Annotated in this window: 21 protein-coding genes; 8 read left to right on the top strand and 13 right to left on the bottom strand. The window is 68.5% G+C overall.

Annotated elements, in window-relative coordinates; all coding sequences use genetic code 11:
- Positions 1 to 17: 17 nt before the first annotated feature.
- On the bottom strand, positions 18 to 1,319 hold the full coding sequence (locus MBA17_RS35785) for a DUF1996 domain-containing protein (protein ID WP_238501890.1): 1,302 nt from the start codon (positions 1,317 to 1,319) through the stop codon (positions 18 to 20).
- A 70-nt stretch (positions 1,320 to 1,389) separates the two neighbouring features.
- Positions 1,390 to 3,120, bottom strand: a complete 1,731-nt coding sequence (locus MBA17_RS35780; RefSeq protein WP_238501888.1) for a discoidin domain-containing protein — start codon at positions 3,118 to 3,120, stop codon at positions 1,390 to 1,392.
- A gap of 311 nt (positions 3,121 to 3,431) precedes the next feature.
- Here MBA17_RS35780 and MBA17_RS35775 point away from each other — a divergent pair, with 311 nt between their 5' ends.
- On the top strand, positions 3,432 to 4,427 hold the full coding sequence (locus tag MBA17_RS35775; RefSeq protein ID WP_238501886.1) for a LacI family DNA-binding transcriptional regulator: 996 nt from the start codon (positions 3,432 to 3,434) through the stop codon (positions 4,425 to 4,427).
- Between the two features lie 7 nt (positions 4,428 to 4,434).
- On the opposite strand, the gene MBA17_RS35770 is transcribed toward MBA17_RS35775, so the two are convergent.
- Positions 4,435 to 5,760 carry an FAD-binding oxidoreductase gene (locus MBA17_RS35770; protein ID WP_238501884.1) on the bottom strand — a complete coding sequence of 442 codons (1,326 nt, stop codon included), beginning with the start codon at positions 5,758 to 5,760 and terminating at the stop codon, positions 4,435 to 4,437.
- A gap of 118 nt (positions 5,761 to 5,878) precedes the next feature.
- On the opposite strand from MBA17_RS35770, the gene MBA17_RS35765 reads away from it, so the two are divergent.
- Positions 5,879 to 9,157, top strand: coding sequence for an AfsR/SARP family transcriptional regulator (locus MBA17_RS35765; protein WP_238501882.1), 3,279 nt, complete (start codon positions 5,879 to 5,881; stop codon positions 9,155 to 9,157).
- A gap of 117 nt (positions 9,158 to 9,274) precedes the next feature.
- Here the strand turns inward: MBA17_RS35765 and MBA17_RS35760 are convergent, their stop codons facing one another.
- The gene (locus MBA17_RS35760) at positions 9,275 to 10,807 is read right to left on the bottom strand and encodes a transposase (protein WP_238501880.1); all 1,533 of its coding nucleotides are present in this window, start codon (positions 10,805 to 10,807) and stop codon (positions 9,275 to 9,277) included.
- A 350-nt stretch (positions 10,808 to 11,157) separates the two neighbouring features.
- On the opposite strand from MBA17_RS35760, the gene MBA17_RS35755 reads away from it, so the two are divergent.
- The 3 genes from MBA17_RS35755 to MBA17_RS35745 all read left to right on the top strand — a co-directional run bounded on the left by MBA17_RS35755 (position 11,158) and on the right by MBA17_RS35745 (position 13,488).
- Positions 11,158 to 11,925, top strand: coding sequence for a thioesterase II family protein (locus tag MBA17_RS35755; protein ID WP_238501878.1), 768 nt, complete (start codon positions 11,158 to 11,160; stop codon positions 11,923 to 11,925).
- A gap of 250 nt (positions 11,926 to 12,175) precedes the next feature.
- On the top strand, positions 12,176 to 12,583 hold the full coding sequence (panD, locus tag MBA17_RS35750) for an aspartate 1-decarboxylase (RefSeq protein WP_238501876.1): 408 nt from the start codon (positions 12,176 to 12,178) through the stop codon (positions 12,581 to 12,583).
- Between the two features lie 188 nt (positions 12,584 to 12,771).
- Positions 12,772 to 13,488 carry a hypothetical protein gene (locus MBA17_RS35745; RefSeq protein ID WP_238501874.1) on the top strand — a complete coding sequence of 239 codons (717 nt, stop codon included), beginning with the start codon at positions 12,772 to 12,774 and terminating at the stop codon, positions 13,486 to 13,488.
- Between the two features lie 219 nt (positions 13,489 to 13,707).
- On the opposite strand, the gene MBA17_RS35740 is transcribed toward MBA17_RS35745, so the two are convergent.
- Positions 13,708 to 15,153: an FAD-binding oxidoreductase gene (locus tag MBA17_RS35740; RefSeq protein ID WP_238501872.1), complete on the bottom strand. Its 1,446-nt coding sequence runs from the start codon at positions 15,151 to 15,153 to the stop codon at positions 13,708 to 13,710.
- 290 nt (positions 15,154 to 15,443) lie between these two features.
- Here MBA17_RS35740 and MBA17_RS35735 point away from each other — a divergent pair, with 290 nt between their 5' ends.
- Positions 15,444 to 15,596, top strand: coding sequence for a tripartite tricarboxylate transporter permease (locus tag MBA17_RS35735; protein WP_274386463.1), 153 nt, complete (start codon positions 15,444 to 15,446; stop codon positions 15,594 to 15,596).
- Positions 15,597 to 15,678: 82 nt separating this feature from the next.
- Here MBA17_RS35735 and MBA17_RS35730 read toward each other — a convergent pair whose 3' ends face one another.
- Complete coding sequence (locus MBA17_RS35730) at positions 15,679 to 16,260, bottom strand: TetR/AcrR family transcriptional regulator (RefSeq protein WP_238501870.1); 582 nt, start codon at positions 16,258 to 16,260, stop codon at positions 15,679 to 15,681.
- 118 nt (positions 16,261 to 16,378) lie between these two features.
- Between MBA17_RS35730 and MBA17_RS35725 the strand changes: the two genes are divergently transcribed.
- Positions 16,379 to 17,158, top strand: a complete 780-nt coding sequence (locus MBA17_RS35725; protein ID WP_238501868.1) for an alpha/beta fold hydrolase — start codon at positions 16,379 to 16,381, stop codon at positions 17,156 to 17,158.
- A gap of 54 nt (positions 17,159 to 17,212) precedes the next feature.
- On the opposite strand, the gene MBA17_RS35720 is transcribed toward MBA17_RS35725, so the two are convergent.
- From MBA17_RS35720 to MBA17_RS35695, 6 genes are all read right to left on the bottom strand, one after another.
- A complete protein-coding gene (locus MBA17_RS35720) occupies positions 17,213 to 18,010 on the bottom strand; it encodes an IS5 family transposase (protein ID WP_238501866.1) in 798 nt (265 codons plus the stop codon).
- Positions 18,011 to 18,460: 450 nt separating this feature from the next.
- Entirely contained in the window at positions 18,461 to 19,033 is a 573-nt protein-coding gene (locus tag MBA17_RS35715; protein ID WP_238501864.1) for a TIGR03086 family metal-binding protein, read from the bottom strand.
- Positions 19,020 to 19,502 carry an SRPBCC domain-containing protein gene (locus MBA17_RS35710; RefSeq protein ID WP_238501863.1) on the bottom strand — a complete coding sequence of 161 codons (483 nt, stop codon included), beginning with the start codon at positions 19,500 to 19,502 and terminating at the stop codon, positions 19,020 to 19,022. Before MBA17_RS35710 ends, MBA17_RS35715 begins: the two co-directional genes overlap by 14 nt.
- On the bottom strand, positions 19,435 to 19,830 hold the full coding sequence (locus tag MBA17_RS35705; protein WP_238501862.1) for an ArsR/SmtB family transcription factor: 396 nt from the start codon (positions 19,828 to 19,830) through the stop codon (positions 19,435 to 19,437). Before MBA17_RS35705 ends, MBA17_RS35710 begins: the two co-directional genes overlap by 68 nt.
- A gap of 48 nt (positions 19,831 to 19,878) precedes the next feature.
- Positions 19,879 to 20,073, bottom strand: coding sequence for a hypothetical protein (locus tag MBA17_RS35700; RefSeq protein WP_238501861.1), 195 nt, complete (start codon positions 20,071 to 20,073; stop codon positions 19,879 to 19,881).
- 194 nt (positions 20,074 to 20,267) lie between these two features.
- Complete coding sequence (locus tag MBA17_RS35695) at positions 20,268 to 20,741, bottom strand: hypothetical protein (protein ID WP_238501860.1); 474 nt, start codon at positions 20,739 to 20,741, stop codon at positions 20,268 to 20,270.
- A 357-nt stretch (positions 20,742 to 21,098) separates the two neighbouring features.
- Between MBA17_RS35695 and MBA17_RS35690 the strand changes: the two genes are divergently transcribed.
- Positions 21,099 to 24,437, top strand: coding sequence for an NACHT domain-containing protein (locus tag MBA17_RS35690; RefSeq protein ID WP_238501859.1), 3,339 nt, complete (start codon positions 21,099 to 21,101; stop codon positions 24,435 to 24,437).
- Positions 24,438 to 25,217: 780 nt separating this feature from the next.
- Here MBA17_RS35690 and MBA17_RS35685 read toward each other — a convergent pair.
- Positions 25,218 to 25,589 (bottom strand): hypothetical protein, encoded by a 372-nt coding sequence (locus MBA17_RS35685; RefSeq protein WP_238501858.1) that lies wholly within the window; start codon positions 25,587 to 25,589, stop codon positions 25,218 to 25,220.
- Between the last annotated feature and the right edge of the window lie 872 nt (positions 25,590 to 26,461).

Below are 26,461 nucleotides of genomic sequence, written 5' to 3'. Positions count from 1 at the left end.
CGGGCCCGCCCGGGAGGTCAGGGACGGCCGTCGGCCCCGCACTTGATGATCGGCCGGATGCAGTCGCGCACCCTGCGCGCCATCTCCTCCACCGGCCACGCGTTGAAGAAGTCGCCGTGCATGGTGTATCCGGCCCCGGACGCCAGCCGGAAGCGCGCCGGGTCACCGTTGACCGGGTACCTCAGGACCTGGCGCAGTTTGGGCACCGGCACGGGGTGCGAGGCGGGGCAGTCGCCCGCCACGGGATACGCCATGTGGCTCTTGTGGTCGGGGGAGTCGAGGTCCCTGCCGTTCCAGCACTGCGGGAAGTCCAGATACGACTCGAGCATGGTGCCGGCGGGACAGTTGACGAAGTTCTTCGACGCCCCGACGTGCCCGGCGTGCAGGCAGGACCAGCGGGCGATGGTGGTGTCGTCGGGCGCGGTCGCCTTGGCGTTGCCCGCCACGATCCGCAGCCCGAGGGGGATCGGCTGGGTCCGGGCGATGACGTCGTCGCGGACGCCCTCACCGAGGTAGTAGAAGGTCGTGCCGGTGGGCTCGACCGGCTGGTTGTCGGCGTAGAGGGTCGGCACCCAGTAGGACGACAGGTCCACCGACGGGTTGCAGTTGGACGAGCCGTTCAGCAGGGTGTCGACGGTGGTGTGCGCGTTGGTCGAGGTGGCGCCGAAGAAGCTGTGCATGTGCGACGCGCCGGGCAGCCCGGGGTAGATGATCGGGTCGTCGGGCAGCCGGTGGCTGTACGGGCAGTCGGCGAGGAACTCCGCCACCCGCACGATCGGGCCGCCGCCGCCTCCTCCGCCGTAGACCTCGAACTCCCACAGCGACACACCCCACTGGGTGGCGCGCTGGGTGGTGTAGAGGCGCACGTAGCGGCCGTTGCCGGAGACGTTCAGGGTCTGCTCGCCGCCGGTGCCGGCCGTGGTGGTGTGGATCGTCGTCCAGGCCGACCCGTCGGCGGACGTCTGGATCTGGAACCCGCTGGCGTACGCGCCCTCCCAGCGCAGCACGACCTGGTTGATCGCGGTGGGCGAGCCCAGGTCGACCCGTAACCACTGCGGGTCGCCGAACGCGCTGGACCAGCGGGTGCCGTTGTTCCCGTCGACCGCGGCGGCGGCGGGCACGCCGCCGTTCTCGACCGACGAGGCGAGGACCGGCCGTCCCCTCGAAACCGGTACGGCGGCGGCGTCCGCCTGCTTGACGGCGATCACGAGGTACGCGCACAGGAGCGCCAGCAGGGCTGCGGCGATCCCGGCGGATCGTAGGGAGTGTCGGAGTAGGGGGTGTCGGGGGGTGCCGGTCAGGTCAACGGCCCCAGCCATGGCGATCTCCTAGCGGGGAGGGGTGGGCCCCCGGTACGGCCTCGCACAGCCGTGCCGGGAGCCCGGGGGGTCACTGGTACACGCGCACGTAGTCGACGAGCATCCTGGCCGGGAAGGGGGTGCTCGCGTCAGGCGGGCCCGGCCAGTCGCCCCCGACGGCGAGGTTGAGGATGATGTAGAAGGGGTGGTCGAAGATCCACGGTCCTCGGGTGGCCTCGACCTGTGCCTTGTCGATCGTGAAGACGGTCCGGCCGTCGAGGCTGTAGACGATGCCCTTGCTGTTCCACTCGGCCGCCCAGACGTGGAAGTCGGCCGAGAAGTCGGCGCCGCCGGGCAGCGTGTAGGACGAGCCGACCCCGCCGCCGCCGTTGTAGGCGGGCGCGTGCACCGTGGAGTAGGCGGTCTTGACGTCCTTGCCCAGGACCTCCAGGATGTCGATCTCGCCGTTGTACGGCCAGGGCCTGCCGGTGAGGAAGTCGGCGCCCATCATCCAGAAGGCCGGCCACAGCCCGTTGCCCTTCGGCACCTTGACCCTGGCCTCGACGCGCCCGTAGGTGAAGGTGAACTTGGTGCCGGTGTTCATCCGGGCCGAGGTGTACTGGCAGGTGCCGCTGCCGGTCATCGGGTCGGTGGGACACGAGGACCCGGGGGTCGCCTGTTTGCGGGCCTCCAGCACGAGGTTGCCGGTGCCGTCCATCGAGGCGTTGTCGTGGTTGGTGTAGTACTCGAGTTCGTTGTTCGGGCCGGTGCCCGGGTCGGCGGTCCACTTGGCGGGGTCGGGCTTGGTGCCCGCGGCGGTGTTGAACTCGTCGCTCCACACCAGTCGCGGCGGCTGCGCGGGGTCGGGCGGCAGCGGGGGAGGCGTGATGGGCGCGCCGCCCGTGCCGTAGACCTGGAACTCCCACAGCGAGTAGCCGTACGGCGTGGCCCGTTGCGTGCCGTACATGCGTACGTAGCGGCCGGATCCGGAGACGGTCAGGGTCTGCTTGAAACCGGTGCCGGTGGTCGTCTGGTAGATCGGGGTCCAGTTGGCCGCGTCGTTCGACACCTGGATCTGGAACGACCTGGCGTAGGCCGGGTCCCACTGGAGCACCACCTGCTTGATCTGGGCGGTGGCGCCCAGGTCCACGTAGATCCAGCCGGGATCGACCCAGCCGGAGTCGGTGGCCGTCGCCCAGCGGCTGGCGGGGTCGCGGTCGAAGGCCCTGGCGGGGGTGCACTCCCAGCAGTTCGCGTCGTGCTGCGAGGTCGAGGCCACGCCCGGCTTGCCGTACGAGAGCAGTTTGTCGCCGCCGGGGTCGGTGCCCCCGGTGGTCCCGTAGACCTTGAACTCCCACAGGGAGTAGCCCCACTGGGTGGCGCGCTGGGTGCCGTTGACGCGGACGTGGCGGCCGGTTCCCGTGACGTTCAGGGTCTGGGTGCCGCCGGTGGCGGTGGTGGTCTGGTGGACCGTGGTCCAGGTGGTGCCGTTGGCCGAGACCTGCACCTGGAAGGCCGTGGCGTAGGCGTTCTCCCAGTTGAGGACCACCTGGGAGATGGTCGCGGACGCGCCGAGGTCGACCTGGATCCACTGGGGGTCGCTGAAGGCGCTCGACCAGCGGGTGCCGTTGTCGCCGTCGACCGCGGCGGACGCGGGGAAGGCGATCCCTTCCGTGGATGACGCCGTCGTGGGTTTTCCTTGCGAGAGCAGGGTGTCGGCGGCGGCCGCAGGCACGATCACTAACAGGGATGTGATCAGGCTGGCGGCCGCCACGATGAGCACCCCCAGACGATGACGTCCGGGACTGCGTGACGAACTCATGGGCATCTCCTCGGGAGGGCGGGGGGTTCGAGGGAGCGCTCCCTGAGAGGGAGAGTGCTCTCCCTGTCATGCCATGTCAAGACCTGATTAATGCAGATGAAACGTGGTCAAAGCACTCTTGTAATGATTTGGCGGTAGCTGAGAGCGCTCCCTTCGGTGCTTCACCTGGGGAAACGACGACCTTGATGAGAGAGCGCTCTCTCGGAACATAGGCCGCACATTTCCATTGACAGCCGACGCGGCAGGAGGGAACCCTAGGTGGGGGAACGCTCCCTGAAGATCGTCGGGACCGTCGGAGCGTGGGGGAGAATGTGAAACGACCTACCTTGGAGGCGGTCGCCGTCAGGGCCGGGGTGTCGAAGTCGAGCGTCTCCCGCGTCGTCAACGGCGAGACCACGGTCGCCCCCGAGATCCGCGACCTCGTCCTGCACGCCGTACGCGAACTGGGCTACGTCCCCAACAGCACGGCACGCAACCTCGCGACCAAGCGCACCAACACGATCGCGATCATCATCTCCGACCCGCCCGCCGGGCTCGTCTCCGACGACCCGATGTTCTCCGCCGTGGTCCGCGCCGCGAGCCGGGAACTGGAGGCCGCGGGGAAGCAGGTCGCGCTCATGCTGGCCGGCTCGCCGGAGAGCCAGCGGCGCGTGGAGCAGTACGTCGCGGCCGGCCACGTCGACGGAGCCCTGCTGGTGTCGATGCACGGGGCCGACCCGCTGCCCGCGCTGATCGCCCGGATGGGCATCCCGGTGGTGTCGCACGGAAGGCTGGCGGCGCCGTGGCTGATGCCCTACGTCGACAACGACAACCTCGGGGGCGCCGCGCAGGCCGTACGGCATCTGCTGGACCAGGGGCGGCGGCGGATCGCGACCATCTCCGGGCCGCTCGACATGCCCGCCGCGCAGGACCGCCTGAGCGCGTACCGCGACGTCCTCAAGGACTCCGGCCGCCGTTCGATCATGGCCGTGGGCGACTTCACCCGCGTCTCGGGGGCGGACGCGATGGGCCAGCTCCTCGAGGACGACCCGGGGCTGGACGCGGTGTTCGCGGCCAACGACCTGATCGCGATCGGCGCGTTGCGCACCCTGCGCAGGTCCGGGCGGCGGGTGCCCGACGACGTGGCCGTGGTGGGCTTCGACGACATCGAGGCCGCGCTCTACACCGACCCCGCCCTGACCACCGTCCGCAGCTCGATGGGCGACCAGGCCGCGGCGACCGCCCGCCTGCTGCTCGGCCTGTTCGACGGTGGTCCCGCCGACCCGGTGATCATGCCCACCGGGCTCGTGGTCCGCGAGTCGGCGTAGCCGACCCTCACGCGGCCGGGCTGATGTTGTGGTTCAGCCGGAAGACGTTGTCCGGGTCGTAGGCCCGCTTCACCGAGCGCAGCCGCCGCAGGTTGCCGGGTGTGAACGCGGTCGCGGTCCGCGCCGGGTCGGTCAGGAAGTTCAGGAACGAGCCGCCGGTCGCGTGCGGCCGCAGTACCGCGGCGTATTCGGGCGACACGCCGTCGGCGATGATCGAGAAGGGCGCGTCGCGGTGGCCGGCCGAGCCCGCGTCCGGTCCCGGGGAGGCCATCGCGCCGCCCCAGTGCCGGATCTCCACCGTCGTCACCGGCTCGCCCACGCCGACCACCGCCTCGATCACCGGGTCGGGCAGGCCGCGGAGCAGATCCAGCTGCCGGGCCGCGGTGCCGCCCATCGCCGCCTGCGCGTAGTCCATCGGCCGCAGGTTGCCGGCCAGCGCCGGGCCCGCCACCGCCCACAACGGCCGGAGCAGCCGCCTTGCCTCCTCGGCGGACCCCGCGTGCATGACCTTGATCCCCAGCACCCGGCGACCGCGAACAGCCTCCGGCACCTCCTCGGCGTCGGGCATGTGCGTCAGCACGAGCGCCGTGCTCAGCTCGTCGGGGATGCCGGCGCACCAGTCCCGGTAGAGCGCGATGGTCTCGGCCGCCGAGTCGATCGCGAAATAGGCGATGCCGGCGTAGACCCGGGCCACCGGGTAGAGCCGGAACTCCAGCGACGTCACCACGCCGAAGTTGCCGCTGCCGCCGCGCAGCGCCCAGTACAGGTCGGCGTGCGTCTGCGGGCTCGCCGTCACGAGCCCGCCGTCCGCCGTGACCACCTCGGCGCGCAGCACGCTGTCGGCCGCCAGCCCGTACGCGCGGGAGAGCCAGCCGACCCCGCCGCCGAGGGTGTAGCCGGTCACCCCGACCGAGGGCGAGGAGCCGGACAACGGCGCGAGGCCGAAGGGCGCGGCGGCGGCGAGCACGTCGGCCCAGAGGGTACCCGGGCCGACCCTGGCGACCCGCCGGTCGGGATCCACCAGGACCGACGCCATCCGCGAGGTCCGCAGCAGCAGGCCGCCGTCGGCCGGAACGTGCGTGCCGTGCCCGGTGGCCTGGACGGCGAGGGCCAGCCCGTGCTCCCGGGCGGCGAACACGGCCGACCGGACGTCGGCGGGCGCGTACGCCTCGGCGACGAGTGCCGGGCGCGGGTCCAGTGCCGGGTCGAGCGGAAGCCGCCGCTCGTCGTAGCCGGCCTCGCCCGGCAGGTGCAGGACACCACCGAACCGGCCGCGCAGGCGGTGTGCCGCCGCGTGCGCGTCACCTGACGTCTCGTATGACTGCTGGCTCATTTTCCCTGTTCCTTCGCTCGACGATGTGGCAAGCATGCGGCGGACCCCTTACGGCTTGTTTCCCGCCGGTTTACGGAGGGCTGCCGATGGCCGGTAAAGGAGCGTTATCGTGGCGAGCATGCGTTTTGGGGTGCTGGGGCCGCTGGCGGTGTGGACCGACGCCGGTGAGCCGGTCGCGGTCCCCGGCTTGAAGGTCCGCGCCCTGCTGGCCGACCTGCTGGTGCACGAGGGGCGGCCGGTGCCGGCCGACGGGCTGATCGACGACCTGTGGGGCGAGAACCTGCCCGGCAACCCCGCGGGCGCGCTGTCCGCCAAGGTCTCGCAGCTTCGCCGGGTGCTGGAGGACGCCGAGCCGGGCGGCCGTGACCTGGTCGTCCATCACCCGGCGGGGTACCTGCTGACGGGCGACGCCGACGCCGCCGGCTTCCAGTCGCTGGTCGCCGAGGCGGGCCGGACCGGCGACCCTCAGGCCAGGGCGGCGCTGCTCGCCGACGCGCTCGCCCTGTGGCGTGGCCCGGCCTTCGCCGACTTCGCCGACGAGTCGTTCACCTGGGCCGCCGTCGCCCGCCTGACCGAGCAGCGGCTGACCGCGCACGAGGACCGGGCGGAGTTACGGCTGACGCTGGGCGAGCACGCCCTGCTGGCCGGCGAGCTCGGCGACCTGCTGGCCGAGCATCCCCTGCGGGAGCGGCTGCGCGCCGCGCACATGCGCGCCCTCTACCGGTCCGGACGGCAGAGCGAGGCGCTCGACAGCTACGAGCGGCTTCGCGTCCTGCTGGCCGACGAGCTGGGCCTGGACCCGAGCGCCGACCTCGTCGCACTGCACCAGGCGATCCTGACCCAGGATCCCGCGCTGGCCGCGCCCGCCGTCCCCGAGTCGCCGCCCGCGCGACCGGCGACCAACCTGCCCGCACCGCTCACCGACCTGGTCGGCAGAGACGACGCGGTCGCCGAGATCCGCGCCAGGCTGGGCACGAACCGCCTGGTGACGCTGACCGGCCCGGGCGGGGTGGGGAAGACCCGGCTGGCGGTGGAGACGGCCAGGGGGCTCGACCCGTTCCCCGACGGCGCGTGGCTGGTCGAACTGGCCGCGCTCGACCGGCTCGCGGACCAGGACGCGGTGTCCCTGCTGGCAGAAACGATCATGGCGGTGCTCGACATCAGGGACACCGCGGGAGCCGAGCAGGGTGAGCCGCTGACCGCCGTGAAACGGCTCACCGAGGTGCTGCGTGCCCGGCGGCTGCTCCTGGTCCTGGACAACTGCGAGCACGTCGTCGAACCGGTCGCCGAGCTGGCCGGGCTGCTGCTGACGGCCGCCCCCGGACTGCGGCTGCTGGCCACCAGCCAGGAGCCGCTCGGCCTGGCGGGCGAGGTGGTGTGGGGGGTTCCGCCGCTGGAGGTGCCCGGCCGGGCCGACGGCCTCGCGGAACTGGAGCGGACCGGCTCGGTGCGGCTGTTCGTGGCCCGCGCCTCCGCCGCCGCCAGGGGGTTCAGCCTCGACGAGGACACCGCACCGGCGGTCGCGGTTCTGTGCCGCAGGCTGGACGGCATCCCGCTGGCCCTGGAGCTGGCGGCCACCCGGGTGCGGGCGCTCGGCGTCCACGGCCTGGTCGATCGTCTCGACGACAGGTTCCGGCTGCTGGCCACCGGGCACCGGGGCGCTCCGCCGCGCCAGCAGACCCTGATGGCGATGATCGACTGGAGCTGGGAACTGCTGACCTCCGCGGAACGCGTCGTGCTGCGCCGGCTCGCCGTACACGCCGACGGGTGCACCCTGGAGGCGGCGGAGGCGGTCTGCGCGGAGGGCGACCTCGACGTGCTCGACCTGCTGGCCCGTCTGGTGGACCGCTCCCTCGTGGTGATGGTGGACGGCGCCGACGGAGCACGTTACCGGCTGCTGGAGTCCGTCGCGGCGTACTGCGTGGAGCGGCTGGCGGAGGCGGGCGAGGCCGAGCGGGTACGGCGGCTGCACCACCGTTACTACACGGGCCTCGCGGAGCGGGCGGAGCCTCACCTTTACGGCGCCGACCAGCGGCGCTGGCTGCGGCGGCTGGACACGGAGGCGGCCAACCTGCGGGTCGCGCTCAATGGCGCGGTCAGAGACGGCGACGCGCAGGGCGCGCTGCGGCTCGTCAACGCGATGGGCTGGTACTGGTTCCTGCGCGGCCGGCTGAGCGAGGCCAGGCGCTCCTTCGCGGCGGCGCTGTCCGTGCCCGACGACCGCGCCGAGGTCCCGCTCTCCGTGCCGCGGGCCAGGGCGCTGGCCTGGGACACCGGGATCGGGTTTCTGCACGGCGACATCGCCGACCGCGAGGCCAGGTGCGACGCGGCCCTGGGGTTGTACGAGGACGCCGGCGATCCGGGCGGGCGGGCCAGGGCCCAGTGGTTCCTGGCCTACGCCCGGATCGATCTGGGTGACCTGGCCGCCGCGGAGACGTTGATCGGCCGGGCGCTGCCGGTGTTCGAGGCGCTCGGCGACCGGTGGGGGAGCGCCGCCGCCCTCGCCATCCGGGCCAAGCTCGCGCATGTCCGGGGCGACCTCGCGGTGCTGAGGCGGGACAGCGGGCGGAGCGCGGAACTGTTCGGCGAACTGGGCGACCGCTGGGGCCAGCTGGAGGCCAGCGGCTGGCTCGGCGCCCTGGCCGAGATGACCGGCGACCTGGAACTGGCCGAACGGCTGCAGCGGGACGGGCTGCCCAAGGCCGAGGAGCTGGGCCTCTGGACCGAGGTCGCCGGGCGGCTGAGCTGGCTCGGCTGGATCGCGCTGCAGCGCGGCGACTACACCGAGGCGGGGGAGTGGTGTGAGCGGTCGCTGCGGCTGGCCGTCGAGCAGGGCCACCAGGCCGGGCAGGTCTTCGCCATGATGGGGCTCGCCTTCGCGGCGCGCAGGCAGGCGCGGCTCGACGTCGCCGAGAGACATCTGCACGACATCCTGCGCCGGGCCGCCCGGGAGCCGGAGGAGGCCACACCCCCCTACCTGCCCATGATCGTGATCGAGCTGGGCTTCGTCGCGGAGCAGCGCGGCGATCCGGCCGGCGCCTTCGCCAGATACCAGGAGGCGCTCGGCCTCGCGGGCCGGATCGACGCCACCCGCGCCCTGGCCCTCGTCCTGGAGGGCATGTCCGGAGCCCTGGCCCTCGCCGGACACCTGGAGCACGCGGCCCGGCTCCTGGGCGCGGCGGCGACGACCCGGATCGCGCGCTCCCTGCCGCCGGCTCCGGCCGAACGCGCCGACATCGACCGGATCACCGGGAAGGTCCGTGGCATGATCGGGGAAGAGCGCTTCGCCGCGGAGACGGCGGACGGTGCGGCGCTCACGCCGGAGGAGGCGCGATCCCTCGCCCTTTCCCTCGCCCTGTCGCCGGACCTGGTAGTGGCCCGGCCGGGCTCGCCCTAGGGTCTCCGCGCCGGGCGGACGGATCGGTTCCGCAACTCCGCCGTCACCCGTGTCCGCCGTCATCCGTGTCCGCACCAGGAAAGGGACGACTATCAGCAGGCAGCCGGTGAACCGTTCCTAATCAATGATCAGGAGTGAGTCTTGGACCCACGTCCCGGCACTGCGCGCATCCCGAACGGTTTTGGACGCACTGGTCTCCCGCGTTCCTCGTGTGGCCCCCGTTCGGGTACGTACATCATGTGCACGCTCCGTGACGGGTGGGCGGGGTACCTCACGCCCTCGGATACCCGGCTCGGCCTGGACGGTCCGATGCCCCACACGATCGCTCTGGTCGTGTGGGGGCGGTGCCGCCCGTCGCCGGATCGGGTACCCGAGGGCGCGTCGCCCGATCGCGATACCGGCGGCATCGTGACGGGACATTTCGCGGCGCGGGGAGACCAGCGGCTTTTGCCAGTGCCGACCTCCCCACTGAGAGGTGTAGGCGGGATCGACCGCAACGATCCACTGACCTGCCTCGGCGGCCATCGAGATCAGCCGGGCCTTGAGCTTGCCGGTGGGCATGCCGGAGATCAACTGGCGGAACCGCTTCTTACGGCCGTGCTTCTCGCGGGTCTTCCCGGCGGTGAAGTCGAGATCTTCAATCGCGATGGCAGCGACACCGCAGCTCTTGGCCCAGTGCAGGACCTGGGTGATAGCGTGCCGGATCTGCGCGTCACGGTGATCGGCCGAACCGGACAGGTCGTAGAAGAACCGGTGCGGCCCACCGACCGGGTTGCCGTGCCGGTCGAGCCGATAGGCGGCAAAATGATCGGCGTTGGTATCGACACCGACCATGCCGTTCGCGCGGGCGGTTTCCAGCGGGATGGTCTTGAGGACCGGGCGTTGCCAGGACGCGGTCAGGTACCACCGCCCGCGATCGGTGTCGTGGTGGATGCGGTAGGCCACCGCCTGGTTCGCCTCCACCCGCTGCCGCCACTCCTGTCCCCGATGCGCGAAGGCGACCTTGGAGGCCAGGATGTACCGGCCGTGCTTGCTGTTGGCCAGGTGCGCCAACGGAGCCGGGAGCTTGATGGAGACTTCGCCGTCCGGGGTGAGGCGGATCGTCTCGTTGCCGAAGCGTTTACCCGACTCTCCATCGGCGGCGAGGAACCAGCGCTCAGCTTCCCACCGCTGCCGCCACTCATGCTCGGTGAGCCGGGCTGTGTCGAGGTTGTGGCGGTTGCCCAGGAGTCGCCTGCCGCCTCGCACCACGTGCACCACCCCGGCCGCGTGATCGGCCCGCTCCCGCTCCAGCCGGGACCGCAGCGCGGCCAGGCGGCGCGCCTTGACAAACCACTCACCAGCGGAGCGGTAGCCGCCCGGCGCCCGCCTGCTGCCCTTGGCGCCGATCGGCAGCGACAGCCGATACGCGAGCATCCGCACCCCCGCCTCCAGACTCCGCACATGCGCGGCCTGACATCGACGGGCCAACGCCCACTGATCATTGGACGCCTTGGTGATCGCGCCCGCCCACCGAGACGACGACAACCCGGTCAACTCCCGCTTACGGACCGCCCACGCCTCGGCGCCGTGTCCCAGGCCATCGGCACAGCGGGCCTTGAGATCACTCGATGCCAGCCGTCCCAGGTGCGCGCCGACCAGCCGCAGCACCTCCTCATCACGACCGGACAGGCCCTTGAGCCGGTCACGGACCGCCACCCCGGAAGGCGCCGGGACGATGTACGGCACGGCGATGGGCCGCAGCGCCCGGTCACCGGACTGGTGAGAGGTCCTGGTGACCGCCCCTCTCATCGCTACCTCCCGGCCCTGTGGTCCCTCACGTCACCGGAACACTACACCGGCCCGTTCGGAAACTATTCGAACACCCGGGAGATCTTTCGGGCGCCTCGCCCACGCCCGGCCTGGCCCGCCCGGCCTGGCCCGCCCGGCCTGGCCCGCCCGGCCTGGCCCTGCGTCGCCCCGCCCCAGCAAGAATCACTCACAGACAGCACTGGACATTCATGAACACTCAATCGTCAGCAGTTCGCAACCCCTGGATCCGTGTCCACAAGCGCAGGCCCGAGGCGGGCGTCCGGCTCGTCTGCCTGCCGCACGCCGGCGGGGCCGCGAGCTTCTACCGCGACTGGGGCCCGTCCCTGCCGGACTGGCTGGAAGTGCTCACCGTGCAGTACCCCGGCAGGGAGGACCGGCTGGCGGAGCCGCTCATCGACGACCTCGACACCCTCGCCGACGAGGTCGCGCGGGCGATCGAGCCCGAGTGCGACCGGCCGGTCGCACTCTTCGGGCACAGCATGGGCGCCGCGGTGGGCTACCAGGTGGCGTGCAGGCTCGCCGGCGGCCCGGCCCGGCCGGTCGCGCTGTACGTCTCCGCCTGTTCACCCCCCGGCCGCGCCCTTGGCACAGCGGTGCACGAACTCGACGACGACGCCCTGGCCGATGACCTGCGCGGCCAGGGCGGCACGGATCCCCGGGTGCTCGCCGATCCGGACCTGCGCGAGATCGTGTTCGACATCGTCAGGAACGACTACCGGCTGGTCGAGACACACCGGCCGAGGCCCCCGGTCAGGCAGCCCGCCCCGATCACCGCGTACGGCGCGGACGACGACCCCGTGGTGGACGCCGCGACGATGGCGGGCTGGGCCGCCGCGACCTCGGCGGGCTTCACCCTGCGGCGGATGGCGGGCGGCCACTTCTACCTGGTGCCCGGCCGGGAACGGCTGCTGAGCGAGATCGCGGCCGACCTGCGCCCGATCGCGGGTGGGAGTTAACCCCTCGGCAACGCACACCGCGCCCACGTGTACGGTCGATTCGGTCATCGAGCAGACCTGCACCGGCACGGCGACCATGAGCATCCCGATGCCGAAGACCGAGACGGTGCGGGCGATGAGGACATCGCGGAAGGCTCTGCTGGTCCGAAGCGGACTGACGTCCAGGGGAAGCCGGCGGAGCATATCCGGGTTCTCCTCGGGGCTGGAGTAGGTGAAGTCAGTAGTTGATCATGAGGGAAGAGGCGGGCCCATGCAGCGGGTGCTGATGAACGGAAAGATCCACCGAGCCACCGTGACCCAGGCTGATCTGCACTACGTCGGTTCGCTGACCATCGACGCCGACCTGATGGCAGCCGCCGACATCGTCGAGGGCGAGCAGGTGCACATCGTCGACATCGACAACGGCGCCCGGTTGGTCACCTATGCGATCACCGGCGAGGCGGGCAGCGGCGTCATCGGCGTCAACGGCGCCGCGGCTCACCTGATCGAGCCCGGCCACCTGGTCATCATCATCACCTATGCGTCGTTCGACGAGGCGGAGCGGCGGGCGCACCTGCCCAGCGTCGTCCACGTGGACGCGGAGAACCGGGTCGTCGCACTCGGCGCCGACCCCGGGGAGCCGGTCCCCGGAATGCCGGACCAGCTTGCCGGGCGGTGACCCGTGGACGGTTGTGGCGCAGTCCGGTAGCGCTCGTATTGCAGGCCGTGGCCCATCCGACATGCCAGGGACATACCGCCACTTCCTATGGTGATGTTCATGATCCATGCCAGTGACGGCTATGAGTGCGCCGGCCGTCGCGCGAGCACTGCACAACCGAGGGACAAAGCCGACTGGGGGTGTCAATGGTGACCCGCAGACGCGACAAGAAAGCCAAGCAGGTCGAAATCGTCACGGTGACTGACGGCCTCGGCGTCATCTCTATCCGCGGCGGCTCTGCCGGAGCCGTGCTGTCCATCACGGGGGAGCCGGTGGCAGCCGACACCGCCGACTTCGGCGGCAGCATCGGGCGCCTCGTCACCCGCCACATGTCCTGGCCGAGCAACGGGGATCCCCACCTCGTCTCCGAGTGGGCTCCAGTTGCCGAATGGGGCCGTATGCGCGACTGGCTCGCCGACCCCAGCCCGGTCGAGCGGCTCTCCGAGCCGCTGGCACCGCTCCTCGCACTGCTGGAGCCGGGAGAGTACCAGGTAAGGATCGCCGAGCTGGTATTGCCCAACGTCATCGAGGTCGAACCGGGCGAGAAGCGTATCTGGTACGACCACCCGGACGAATGGGACCGCGACGTGATCGTTCCAACGCACCGCTGGCCTCCCCCGGCGCCGGCGACCACTCTGGAGTACGGCCGCCGCATCGTCGAAGGCCGCCGTCCGCTCACAGTGGCGATCCGCCACAGCCAGTTTCCCGGTTGGTTCCTGCTCGACGGCCACCACAAGCTGGCCGCCTATCTGAAACGCCAGTTGCACCCGGCATGCATCGCCATCGAGCGATTCCCGCCTCACGGCGTACGCCAGGACGAGTTGCCCCGCTGGTGGCCATCGTTCCGCGAGATCTGGGAGCCCTGACCCACCATCGATCAAGGGATCGAGTGCCAAGCCGAGTGACATCCGAGATGCTTCACACAGCTCAGTCGTGCACGTCAATGCACGCTGAGAGCCCAGTTGACCAGCTCAAACACCAGATCAAGCGATCAATACGAATGCTTCGCATCGAAGGGGCCGGGGAAGTTCCCAGAGATCTATGGCCCGCAGCTCTGAGTTGGCCGGAGACTCAGGTGCCAACGTTTAGAGATCGGTCGAGGGCCGGGCGGGCGGGACGTTGGCGTTGAGGCGGAACAGGTTGTGCGGATCGTAGCGCCGCTTGACGTCGGCCAGCCGCTGGAGGTTGTCGCCGAACGCCGCCTGGACCAGGTCGGGCGCCTCTCCTGGTGCGGCGCTGTCGAAGTTGAGGTAGGTCCGGCCGGTCGAGAACTCGTCGGCCTGGCTGATGACGTGTCGCACCCAGGCGATGTGGTCGGCTGAGTCGCGGTGATCGAGCCAGTTGCCGTCCACGCTCAGCATGCAGGTCGCGTCGCGGTCGGCGTATGCCGTGTCGTCCGGGTCCGTACGGCTGATCGCTCCGCCGAGCAGCGGCACGTGGATCATGGACTCCGGTGCGGTCCGCGCGAGCCCGTGCCGCACGATCAAGTCTGCCGCCCGGCTGGGCGGGCCGCTCAGGAACAGCGACTTCCAGTAGCTGGCCAGCGCGCCCTTGACGAAGAAGAAGTCGAAGGCCGCCTGGAACACGCGGTACGGCATCGGGGCGCTCAGGTCGGCGAGCGGGGTGCCGAGCTGCCGTACCGGCTGGAGGACCTTTTCCCCCTCGTCGGGCGGCCCGGCGTACAGGGCACCGGTGACAAGGACCTGTTTGCCATGGATCTCCGGCGGCATGTGCGGGTCCTGCGGGATCGTCCAGAAGATAGCTCTGGTGGTGACCTCGTCGGGGACGGTCTCGGTCCAGTCGCTCCAGGCGCGGAACACCTTGTCCGGATTTTCGGCGTATATCGGTAGTGCGCACATCACGGTCGGGCCGACGGGGTGCGCGGTGAAGTCGAAGGAGGTGACCACGCCGAAGTTGCCGCCGCCTCCTCGCAGGGCCCAGAACAGGTCTTCGTTCTCGGACTCACTGGCGCGCAGCAGTCGCCCGTCGGCGGTGACGATCTCGATGGCGCGCAGATTGTCGCAGGACAGCCCGTACTTGCGGTGGAGCCACCCGATCCCGCCGCCCAGGGTGAGGCCGGCGACGCCGGTCGTCGACACCACACCGCCCGGAACGGCCAGGCCGAACGCCTGAGCCTCGCGGTCGACGTCTCCCCAGGTCGCGCCACCTTGGACGCGGACCAGGCGGGCGTCGGGATCGACCCAGACGCCGCGCATCTCGGACAGGTCGATCAGCAGGCTGCGGTCGCGGACGGAGTGGCCCGCGACGCTGTGCCCGCCGCTGCGCACCGCCGCCAGCATGCCGTACTCGCGGGCGAGGTTGACGGCGTCGATGACGTCGGCGGTGCCTGAGCACCTGATGATGAGGGCGGGCCGACGATCGATCAGCCCGTTCTGCACGACCCTGACCGCGTCGTACTCGTCGTCCTGCTGCGTGATCAACGGACCCCGGAAGGTCATCCGGAGCTCTTCGAGTTTGTCGTCGTCCAGTGTGGCGGTCTCGCCCGAGAGTGTCTCGACCTTGATCGACATGGGCTGCTCCCTCCAGGCGGTGCGTGGTCCCTGAGTTGACCTCTCCTCGCGCTGGGGCATCCTGGCCGAGACGTACGCTACGGCGCTCGTCTCAACCCTCCGGGCCCGCCACACCCTTGGCGGCAACGGTCCGAAATCCCCCGTGACTTCCACGGTAACGCCGCCGCTACGAGCCCCGCATCAGGCCTCCAGGTTCACCTAGCCCAGGCCCTCGTAGTGCGTGGTCGAGGGTTCGATTTCCTTAGTGCCCGTGTACAAACTGATCAGCGAGTTGTCAGTGGCGGCAGACAATGCAGCGCTCGACGGCCGCCATTCTGATCAACCCGCCCGGTGAGTCGTCGGCGGTGGTCACCGCGCTGGACGGGCACGAGATGGCCCGGCGCGGCGCTGGCCGCGCCGCCGCGATCGGGTCCTTCATCGCGGGCACGGTGTTGTCGTGGTAGCCAGCGCGGAAGGTGAGGCGGGTGTCCGTGCGCCATGCCACATCAAGTAGCCACCGCCGAGGATGGTGAGCGCGGATCGGTGTCAATGCTTGTCGGCGATAGCTGCGATGGCCCGTAGCCCCGCCACCACCTCGGACGCGGAGGGAGCCTGCTCGGGGTCGGTGAGCCACTGCACCATCACTCCCGAGAGCAGAGCCATCTGCACCGCTCCCAGCGATCGTACGGAACCCTCCGCTAGAGCGCTCTCCTCGACCCCCAGCAGGATTGCCGCCAGCCCGCGACGACCTTCAGCCTGGGCCCCGGCCAGATATCGACGCAGCTCAGGCGAGTGCTCAGACTGGAGTAGCGCCTCGATTGTGGCGATCCACAGATTCCGGTGGGTACCGAACGACTCGGTGATCCCCGTCCACATGGCCTCGTACTGTTCCCCGGAGGTGTCCCCGGCGTAGTTGGCAAGCGTGCGCCCTGTCTCCGAGCCCCATTCGTCGATCGCCTCGATGAGCGCCGCGTTCAGCAGCGCCTCCCGCGATCCGAAGTGGTAGCCGATGGCCGCCATGCTGACCCCGCCGGAGGCCGCGGCGATGTCGCGGACCGTGGTTCGTGCCCACCCCTTCTCCTCCAGACAACGTCGGGCACCGGCGACGAGATCCTCGCGATTTCCCATGCCACGGATGGTAGCGGATGCGTCAGGCAAACGCCTTAGGCGAAAGCATTAGGCGTACGCCTTGCGCAAATGCCCAAATTTCGTCTATGGTCATCCCACCCCAAGAACGGAGAAGAAGATGACCGCCACCCGGGCCGAACTCGTCATCGACGGCCGCCGGCTTTCCTACCTCGACTTCGGCGGCACCGGCCGCCCCCTGCTGGCCCTCCACGGTCACATGTCGGAGGCGGCGAGCTTCGCCGACCTGGCCGCCGAACTGTCCCCCGAGTGGCGTCTCATCGCCCTCGACCAGCGCGGACACGGCCACTCCGACCGCGCCGCCGACTACTCCCGGGCTGGGTACGTCGCCGACGCCGCAACCCTCCTGGACCACCTGGGCCTCGACCAGGTCGTCGTTCTCGGCCATTCGCTCGGCGGCATCAACGCCTACCAACTCGCCGCCCGTCACCCCGAGCGGGTCAGCGCTTTCATCAACGCCGACGGCGCAGCCTCCCTGGGCCTCGACGGCCACAACCCGCTGGCCTTCGTCCTGGGCCTGCCCTACGAGGCCCCCAGCCGCAAGGCGCTGATCGACGGCATGGGCCCGATGGCCTCCTTCTTCGGCAAGCTCCCTCGCGAACGCCCCGACGGCACCTGGAGCCTGCCCTTCCACCCGCAAGACATCGTCGACTCGGAGGACCTCGTCCACGGCGACCACTGGGCCGACTGGCTGGCCAGCACCTGCCCCGCCCTCCTGATCCACCCCACCCAGGGCGTCGTCCCCGCCGACCAGGCCCAGGCCATGGTCGACCGCCGCCCCAACACCCGTATGTTCGAACTGAACACTGACCACTTCGTATACGCCAACGACCCCAACGGCTTTGCCAAGGCCGTCAACGAGTTCCTCACTGAACTCTAGGCCGACGCCCGTCCACCGCTGAACGCCAGAGCTCCTTGAGTGCCAAACTGATCGTCAGGTCGACTTGGGGGAGGCGGATCGTGCGAGCCGTCGTCCCATGATGATGATCATCGCCCACAAGACCATGGCCTCGTGGTGCTCGGATAACCGCTCATAGTCCCGCACGCACCGCCTGCGCTGACAGATCCACGACAGCGTCCTCTCTACCACCCACCTGCGGGGCAGGACGACGAATCCGCTGACGTCGTCGCTGCGCCTGACGATCTCCAAGGTCAGCCGGAGGTGCTTTTGGGCCCAGGTTACGAGCTTGCCTCCGTAGGCGCTGTCGGCCCAGATCAGCGTGATCCTCTCGTACCAGTCGCACAGGCGCTCCAGCGCGGGCCTGGCGCCGTCGCGATCCTGGACGCTCGCAGCGGTGACGATGACGACCAGCAGCAGGCCCAGGGTGTCCACGATGACGTGCCGCTTGGTGCCCTGCACCTTCTTGGCCGCGTCATATCCGCGCGAGCCGGTGGCGACGGTCTCGGCGGCCCGCAGCGACTGCGAATCGATGATCCCCGCGCTGGGCTCCGGCTCGCGTCCCTCGGCCAGGCGAACGTGTTCGCGCAGGTCGTTGTGGAGAGCATAGAGATCACCGTTCTGCCACCAGCGGGTGAAGATTGCATGGATGGTTCGCCACGGCACCAGGAAGTCAGCGGGTAGGTTGCGCCACTTGCAGCCGTTGTCGACGACGTATCGGATGGCATCCATGATCAGGCGACGGCAGTACTTCTCGGGTCGTCCGCCGTTGCCGTGTAACCAGGCTGGCCAGGGCATCAAGGGCTTGATGACCTGCCATTCTTCGTCACTCATGTCGGTGGTGTAGCGGGGCACCCGGATCGGGTGATCGGCTCCGCGGCCGTACCGGCAGGCCACGCATGAGCAGGCAGTTTCTTCGTTACGGGAGACAGCGATGGGAGCGGTGGCATACAACGGCGGCAGACCTTCCGGTTGGTGACGGGGCTGGGATAACCACCGTTGCTACCGGAAGGTCACTTTATGTCGCAGAAGAGTCGCTATATGTCACAGGTTCGCCCGATATCGGCCCCACGCAGCAAGCGCAGGGATCAGTTTGTATACGGGCACTTAGGCGCCTCCACCTCACTAGGGCGTTCTCCACCAGGAGAGCGCCCTGTGATCGTTTCCAATGGCAATTTCCGTTGCCGTTTCCTGGAGGGCCTGATGAACCATCTACCGGAGACCTCGCTCATTCTTGGGTTCCGACATGCCGCAATCAGCGTCCAGCCCAAAAGGGCGTCCGTCTCACTGCCCCGACCAGAACGGGTCCCGGCCGATGAAACCCAGCAGTTTGGTCTGGGTATCCGCGCCGCCGGGTACCTCGACCCGGGCGCCGAACTGGCCGGAGGAGCGGAGAACCTGCTCCATCTGCTCCATCTCACCGAGGAGCCGGGCACAGGAGTCGGGGTCAAGACGGTCGTCCTGGCCGGTAGCCCTGGAGAGATCCCAGGTGTGCATGAACACGTCAGTGGTGTAGAACTGGTCGATCGCGGTCGCCAGAGGCAGGCGGCCGATGTGCGGGTTGGTGAGTTCCCGGTGCGTCGTCTCCGGATCGTCCAGCACCGCCTGGACACCGTCGCAGTGAACCTGCCACGCAGCGACCGGGTTCTTGTCCACCGACGGTCCGCGGGGCAGTTCGATGCCGGCACCGGAGGCAAGGAACCCGGGGAACCAATCGGTCAGGTGACGCACGACGTCGCGGGCGGCCCAGTCGGCGACGGGGGACGGCGCGTCCCAGGACCGGGTACCGCGGACCCGGTCCGTGAACAGTTCGGCAACCTGCCGGTGTCGCTCGGCTGGGCGGTCAGACAGCGCCATCGATGAGCATCCTCTCCAGCTTCGTGTAACCCTCGTCGACACCGACCTCCATGCCGCTGCGCAGCAACGCGTCGCGGCCTTCGAAGCTGTCGACCAGCGACTGCGTCCGCAGCCGCGTACGGCCGTCGCCCAGGTCCTCGAACCACAACGTCTCCAGCGCGACTCCGTCGGGATCGCCCTCGAACGTGAAGGTCTGCACGATACGGTCCGGCCGTACCTCGTGGAAGCAGCCGTGGAACCTGTACTCCGTGCCGTCGCGCACCGAGACGTACCGCCAGCTGCCGCCGGTACACGCGTCCCAGTGCTCGATCCGGGTGGCCATGGCGTCGGGACCCACCCACTGGGCGAACAACGCGGGATCGGTGTGGGCGCGCAACAGTTGCTCGGGCGTTGCCGCGAAGTCACGAATCGTCCGGATGACCGGCAGCCTCGGGTCGGCTTCGATGGCTGTCTCCCTGATCCTGTTCATGCTCGTCTCCGTTCATCTCCGCCAGGGTGGCGTCAAGGCGGCGGTAGCGCTGCTCGACGCGGCCCCGGTGGCGCTCGATCCAGGTGTCCATCAGGTCGAAGGCCTGGACGTCCAGGCGTACCGGCCGGGGCTGCGGCCCTCGCGGCCGGCTGACGAGCCCGGCGTCCTCGAGCACCCGCAGGTGCTTGTAGACGGCCTGCAGCGTCATCCGGTACGGCTCGGCCAGCTGGCTCACGGTCGCGTCGCCTTCCGAGAGCCGGGCCACCATGTCGCGCCGGGTCGGATCCGCAAGAGCGGCGAAGACTCGGGACAGCGCGTCCGTGGTCATTCTCCCCCAGTTTTCAACTCAATGGTTGAAAGGACCGTAGGCCGTAGGTCACCCATGCGTCAACCCAGTGGTTGAAAGTGCTGCTTGTGAACCTTCAGTTGATGCTTGTCTGATCGTTGTCGGCTGATGCTTTCCGTCGATGCGCAAGGTGACCCGCTTGCCGGCCAGCGGCAGACCGACGCTGATCAACCTGCCGGCCACGCCCACGCAGCCGGCGCAATTGACCAGCCGATCGATCTCCACGACCGTATCCGCGGGCAGCTTTACCGACCGCAGGAGCCCGGATACCGGCTCTGAACTGCGACGATTCATAGACTACGTGTCCGTGACGGCCAATCAGGGCTGTTCCTGTAGCTCGTCTGGGTGGTCTCGTAGGCGGCCCGTCCACCGGGCCGTGGACTCGCTCGTGAGGCGAGATCAGATGTGTGGCCTGGAGTTCATGGTTGGCCTGGGCCGTCGTAATAGCCCGGCCGGGCCAGCAAGACTGAGTTGAAGTAGTAGCCCTGTTCGTCTTCCGGCTCGTCGTCGCCCTCGAACGGACGCCAGAAGCTGAGCAGTAGGTTTGGCGCGACGAAAGACGCGGGATCGTCGTCATCGGCGACGATCGTGGTGATCTCGGACATGCGCGTCACCACCTGACGGGCCGGCAGTCCGAAGACGTCGATGCCGCGGAAGAGAACGACGTCCGATAGCTCGGATGGTCGGCCGAGCTCGACGGATTCCAGGAGGTCACGCGCGCATCCGATGCTGATCATCAGGCCGCTCGGCCGGAAGATGTGCTGCCCCGCCCGGTCGGACGCGGAGATCACCGTGGGCTCCCGCAGCGATTCCAGCGCGTGATTGGCGGCCTGGCGCGACATGCCGATCTTCAGTGGACCGATGCCTGTGGGTGGGGCGAGCTCGAAATGCATGCGCGCATCGTGTCACGGGTGTCCCTCTCGGCGGCGGCAGGGCCTGCGATGCGGGCTTCGAGGTCGGCGACGCGGCGGTCTTGGGCCCGCGACGACGTGAACGGGGACGCCGGCCAGGAGCAGGGTCGTGGTCTGGATATGGCGGAGGTCATGCAGGCGGGCGTGGGGGAGTGTCCGGTTAGAGACAGAGTCGTAGGAGAGACAGAGCCGTTGTTCCTACACCCCCCGCTGGCCATCAGTCGATGGCTCGACACGCTTTGCATCGAATAGGCAGCTTTGCCTCAACGACTATGCGCGAAGGGTGTTGGGTGGTCACTTACCGGGTCGAGACGTGCTACGGAGGCCGGTGTGCGACGGATGGCGAGAATCGTCAAATACATCTGCGCTGCGCTCGGGGTCGCGTCCGCACTCATGGCCGCCGCGGTGGCGTCCAACCAGATTCTCAACGACGACAAGTGGGTGCTGGCCTGGGCAGCGTGGGCGTTCGGCCTCACCCTGCTCGGGCTGCTGTTGACGAAGGCATGGGAGCACAACCAGGCTGCTGGCGAACAGAACACAGAGGGCAGGTCCGGTATGCCCTGGCGTATGTCGCGCCGTCGGTACCGACGGCGCGTACGGGCATCGGCGGAGCAGATGGAGACGCTCGGGCTGGTCACGCAAGCCGAATACGTGCTGCGTACCCGCCAGGTCTACGTGGACGTCATTCTGCAACCCACGCCGGTCGTCGAGACCACTACTGACCGCGGCGTCGGCGATGCCGATAGCGGAGCTGTCCCGACCAGTGTGCTAAGCGCGCCGACCGGCGAATCATCTGTCAATGAGGAACGGGCCGTGGGGCAACGGACCCAGCTGGGGCCGCTGCTCGCCAAGCGCCGTGTGCTGGCGGTGCTGGGTGCTGCAGGCTCAGGCAAGACCACCCTCGCCCGCTACACCGCTCTGGAGTTGGCTGAGCGTGAGTGGCGGCCGTGGCGACGCCGTTTCTGGCGCAGGCGGCCCTTACCGGTCCTGCTGTACCTGCGCGACCACGCCGAGGTGATCCTCCACGGCACTCCCGAGGGCTCGACGTCCGGACTGGAGCACGCAGCAGCAACGGCACGGTTCCTGCGAGGCGTGGTCACCGCCGTGTGGATGGGCCGGCAACTGGACAAAGGTCGGTGCGTAGTTCTGCTGGACGGACTGGACGAGGTCGCCGACCACGACAAGCGCAAGCGTGTCGTGCGATGGGTCGAGGAACAGATCGCCCGTTACCCCGACAACGCTTTCGTAATCACCTCGCGCCCTCGCGGCTACGACGACAACCGGCTGTCCAGCGCCGAGGTCCTCCAGGTTCAGCAGTTCACCGCCGATCAGATCAAGCAGTTCCTGCACGCCTGGTACCAGGCGGTCGAACGGCGTGCCCGACGGGGCGATAGGACCGAGATCAACCGGATTGCTGCTGAGTTCGCCGACACGCTGTTCTCCCGTATCAGTGAGCTACCCGCTCTCTACGACTTAGCAGCCAACCCGTTGCTGCTGACCATGAGCGCCACCGTGCACCGCTACCGAGGCCAGCTGCCCGCCAGCCGCGCCGCTCTCTACGCCGAGATGTGCCAGGTCCTCCTGCATCGTCGCCAAGAGGACAAGGGCGTTACCCAACCGATCGACACGGTCCTGAGCGGAAGTCAGAAAGAGCACATCATCCAGGAGCTCGCCTGGCACATGATGTGCGGCCACCTACGTGACATCTCCAGCAGCGAGGCGTGCGACGTCGTCCGCGACACGCTGCATCGCGCCGCCCCCGACCTGGCCCCCGAGGAGTTTCTGGAGCATGTGCGGCGCTCCGGGCTCATCGTTGAGCATCGCCATGGCCACTACGGGTTCGTTCACCTCACTTTGCAGGAATATCTCGCCGCAGCCTCGGTTCGCTCCGACGAGCGGCGCCGGTACCTGCACGGAAGTGTCAGCAACCCCTGGTGGCGCGAGACCATCCTCCTGTGGACCGTTGGCGTCGACGCCACTGAGGTCGTCCAAGCCTGCCTGCGCGCCCGCACCGTTCACGCCCTCAGCCTCGCCTTCGCCTGCGCCGAGCCCCCCAGTACCCTCGACCCAGACCTCCGAGCACACCTTAACCAGCTTCTGGCCACCATTCCCGTCGACCCTGAGGAAGCCCGGCTCTTGGACGGCGTCGCTGCGGCCCGCGCTCTCCACGACACCCTGCCGCTCCCCACCGGCACCCGCATCTGCGCCCTGCCCATCCCCGCAGACCTCTGGAACCGCTACACCACCGCCCGCGACGTTCCACCCATCCACCCCGGCGATCGCAATCTCGGTCCACGTACTGACGACATCGCCGGTCTTTTCGCTTGGCTCGGCGAGGTCCTCCCCGACACCCCTTACCGCCTCCCCACCCCCGATGAGGCCCGTCACGCCCTCACCACCTTCCACCTCCAGCACTCAGCCTTTTGGACAAGCGCCGCGGCGGCCGGCGACCTGCCCGCTCTCACCACCCGGCCAGGGCACCCCCACCCGTACCTTCCGAGCGCCCAACAGACCGCCAGGAGCTCGTATCACATCACCAGTCACATCGGGCCCATCCTCTTCCTTATCTCCTTCCCCAATGCGATTCCCCTCCGCAAACTCCTCGGCCATCCACCACCCGCCAACCCCACCCCTGTCGAAGGTTCCTTTCGCAAAGCCGTCGGCCTTGTCCTCCTTCTCAATCTGGCTCAAGCCCCTGGCCGTACCGACCTGATTCGTGCCCTGGTTCGCGACCTCGTCAGCGACCTCGTCAGCGACCTCGACACTGCCCGTGCACTCGACCGCGACCGTGTACTCGACCGCGACCGCGACCTTTCTCAGCTCGATCTTGACCGCGCTCGTGATCTCGCTCGTGATCTTGCCGATGATCAGGCCCGAAGCCTCGACATCAACATCGATCGTGCCCTCGACCTAGCCCTCGTTCTAGCCCGCGACCTCGACCGCGACCTCGCCCGCGACCTCGACCATGACCTCAACCTCATCCTCACGCGCATCCAAGAGCACAACCTCGTCCTGCCGCGCACCCTTGCTCGCGACATCGCGCGTGCTCTCGCCCGCGATCGCAGCCTCGACCGGGCCCTGGACATGGTCCGTGACCTGGCCCGAACGATGGACTTCTCTGCTGGCCGACAGCTGGACATCGCTTCTACAAAGACTCTGGACGCGTTGCTCGACCAGCATGGCTGGGCAGAAATGGACACCTTGACCAGACTTGGCTTGGTGCTCGCAAGCCGTGAACTACTCCGCCGTTATATGAAGGTTTATGGCGCTTCGTCCTGGAGGGCGCGTGCGCCCTCTGTTGAGGGCTTTTCTCGCCGTCTCCTAATGGACGTAGCAGGCGCTGTGGGTATCGGCAACCCAGCCGACGACGCGTCAGCGGTACTGTCCCGGCTTGCGCGTAAGGCTCCCGATCTACTCCACGACTTCATCACCGTCATACAGATCACAACAGCTGCCCGTCTGATGGAGCGTGCGCGGCACCACCCGGACACCCTCGAGCGTGATTATTGCTATGCGTCAGCATGCATTCTGGCCGCGATCGCTCGTATTGGAGGGGACACGCCCCTGGCTCGCGAGCTGGGCGGAGTTTTAGCTTCCCTGATCGCCCTGGTCACCCCTGAGGACCAGCCGCATTCATCCGTGCCGCCGCCGCCGAGCGTCGTCCTGGTGCGCGCGTGACTCGGAGGTCGGGTGGCCTGTAGGTGAGAGCGCTGCGGGCCACCCGCCCTGAGTGACAGCGCGCAAACGATCGCGGATATCAGCGCCGGCGCCCGCGCCTTCAGCGTCTACTGGAACGTGAACGCCAAACAACCGCATCGGCTTCGCCGCCGACGGAGAAGTGCTCCTCGTGGTCGATGCCATGTACCAGAGACGTGGGTACACGAGTTGAATCACATGCGTTGGCCAGAGCTGACGGCCATGGCCCATACTTCAGGTGGAGGAGGGACAAGAACTGGCGAGCGGCAGCGCTGGCGAATCGAGCTGACCACGGGAGCCAGATTGAGCCTGGAGTGGCTGGAGCAGGAGCGTCCATACCTCACGTGTCAGGGCTCTGTGGTGGCCTGAGGAGAAGCGGCGGCTGTAGAACCTCGGCCAGGTTTGAGTAGCCCTGGGGCAGTCGGCATCCCGTGCTCAGATGGGAATCGGCTCAACCGATCTTGCCAACGCTTGTGCTAACGACGTCCTTAGACACCTATGGAAGCTGATCAAGCCATAGAGGCCGCCGAGCAGGCACGTTCGACAATGGCAGGCATCCCATGGATGAACTTGAACTGGCTTGTAAATAGCAGGTCAGTGGGGCCGATGAGGGCAAGGGATCTGACGACAACATCGGGCACCGCACGTGCACGGCGACGACCGTCCACCACCTTCTGACCAGGGCGCACGGGTAGCCGGGCAGGGTGATCGGTCCGCCTGAAAAGCGGACGGTCGTGCTGGTCGTGCTGGTCGCGGAGGAAGCTATCTCCGCATGAAGGGGACGTCGTACGCAGGCGGGCCGTTCATCACGTCAGTCAGGTCGCCATCGGTGAGTTTGAGGTTGAAGGCGCCGCCTGCTTGCTGTGGATCCCAGCCGCGTTTGAGCGCTAGGCGTACGGTCGCCGTCACGAGTGCCGGCTGTATGGCGGTCGTCCGCTCTCCCTGCCACGCGTCCGGCCGTGAACAAGGAAGCGACACCAGGAGCACGCGACCCGATGCGTCGGCCAGTTCCACCGCGAACGTCATAGGGCCCCAACTGTTCCCCTGGCAGTACGTGGGCTTGCGACGAACGCGCCAGCGGAATCCGGCGCCGTCGACGGTGATGAGCCGCGAACCCTTCTTGGGGATCGCCATGAGCAACCTCCTGCCCTGTTCCGTCACTGTTCCGTGGGATGGCCGGGAGCAGCGAGAACGACGAGTGCCAGTCGCAACAGTAACCCCTGGTCATGCTCCTGATCGACAGGTTTTCCGCAGGTTGCTGCGTAGTGCATCGGAGATCACCCAGATCTACGAAGGCAGGGCACAACGAGGGCACACGAGGGTGTGAGACGGCCGGAGACATCGAGAAGTGGTGAGAGGCCGGATCGCAGGTCAGGCGCCACCTCGGGATACCGGCCCAGGTCTCAGCCGCCGCCCTTGCTGAAGTGCTGGTAGTCCTTGGCGGCCACAGCCGTACAGCAACACCGCCTTACACGATCACTCCGCCGGTCCGCATCAATCGCCCGACCAGGGCGATATGCCGTTGGCAAGGCGTCTGCCCTTCCCTACGGATCAAGTGTTCGCTTTGTTCTGATCGCTCGTAAGCTTGTCGAGGCCTCGTTGGCAGACTGCCCACTGAATGTTCTCGCTTCCAGCATTGGCGAGAACGACGCTCGCGACGACGGCATCGTGACACGGAGGAGTTCCGTGCTGACTGCAACCACCTTTGGCGGCCGTACTGTTCTGGTTCTTGTACCAGCTAGGAGGCTGTGGGGGCAGGATCTCTACAGGCGTCGACCTCATGAGTCTCAAGGTAGGAACTCTCGGCATTGAGAACAATCCCTCTGGCGTCATCGAGTATGGGATAGGCAAGAGAGCGGCCGTTTATGCGAGAACGCCTCCATATTGCGCTTGATCTTGCTAAAGGAAGGGCTGACACTGTCCATTGATACCCATGGACACCGACAGAAGATGACCTATGGGTTGAGGCCTTCGAGCTGCGCCTAATGTCGCTGGTAAACAGCAGG

Origin of the sequence: Dolomitihabitans soli, assembly GCF_022213955.1 — a bacterium.
In the GTDB taxonomy this organism is placed as follows: domain Bacteria; phylum Actinomycetota; class Actinomycetes; order Streptosporangiales; family Streptosporangiaceae; genus Streptosporangium_A; species Streptosporangium_A soli.
Note: the sequence above shows the minus strand (reverse complement) of the source record. Positions and strands in the feature narration are given on the sequence as shown.

Bases quoted from the DNA above. Each gene is read 5' to 3' on its own strand.
- MBA17_RS35765 (WP_238501882.1), top strand. From the start codon at position 5,879: ATGCGTTTTGGGGTGCTGGGGCCGCTGGCGGTGTGGACCGACGCCGGT.
- panD (WP_238501876.1), top strand. From the start codon at position 12,176: ATGCAGCGGGTGCTGATGAACGGAAAGATCCACCGAGCCACCGTGACC.
- MBA17_RS35705 (WP_238501862.1), bottom strand. From the start codon at position 19,830: ATGACCACGGACGCGCTGTCCCGAGTCTTCGCCGCTCTTGCGGATCCG.
- MBA17_RS35740 (WP_238501872.1), bottom strand. From the start codon at position 15,153: ATGTCGATCAAGGTCGAGACACTCTCGGGCGAGACCGCCACACTGGAC.
- MBA17_RS35685 (WP_238501858.1), bottom strand. From the start codon at position 25,589: ATGGCGATCCCCAAGAAGGGTTCGCGGCTCATCACCGTCGACGGCGCC.
- MBA17_RS35710 (WP_238501863.1), bottom strand. From the start codon at position 19,502: ATGAACAGGATCAGGGAGACAGCCATCGAAGCCGACCCGAGGCTGCCG.
- MBA17_RS35770 (WP_238501884.1), bottom strand. From the start codon at position 5,760: ATGAGCCAGCAGTCATACGAGACGTCAGGTGACGCGCACGCGGCGGCA.
- MBA17_RS35785 (WP_238501890.1), bottom strand. From the start codon at position 1,319: ATGGCTGGGGCCGTTGACCTGACCGGCACCCCCCGACACCCCCTACTC.
- MBA17_RS35755 (WP_238501878.1), top strand. From the start codon at position 11,158: ATGAACACTCAATCGTCAGCAGTTCGCAACCCCTGGATCCGTGTCCAC.
- MBA17_RS35730 (WP_238501870.1), bottom strand. From the start codon at position 16,260: ATGGGAAATCGCGAGGATCTCGTCGCCGGTGCCCGACGTTGTCTGGAG.
- MBA17_RS35715 (WP_238501864.1), bottom strand. From the start codon at position 19,033: ATGGCGCTGTCTGACCGCCCAGCCGAGCGACACCGGCAGGTTGCCGAA.
- MBA17_RS35780 (WP_238501888.1), bottom strand. From the start codon at position 3,120: ATGAGTTCGTCACGCAGTCCCGGACGTCATCGTCTGGGGGTGCTCATC.
- MBA17_RS35725 (WP_238501868.1), top strand. From the start codon at position 16,379: ATGACCGCCACCCGGGCCGAACTCGTCATCGACGGCCGCCGGCTTTCC.
- MBA17_RS35735 (WP_274386463.1), top strand. From the start codon at position 15,444: ATGCAGCGCTCGACGGCCGCCATTCTGATCAACCCGCCCGGTGAGTCG.
- MBA17_RS35720 (WP_238501866.1), bottom strand. From the start codon at position 18,010: ATGAGTGACGAAGAATGGCAGGTCATCAAGCCCTTGATGCCCTGGCCA.
- MBA17_RS35695 (WP_238501860.1), bottom strand. From the start codon at position 20,741: ATGCATTTCGAGCTCGCCCCACCCACAGGCATCGGTCCACTGAAGATC.
- MBA17_RS35690 (WP_238501859.1), top strand. From the start codon at position 21,099: ATGGCGAGAATCGTCAAATACATCTGCGCTGCGCTCGGGGTCGCGTCC.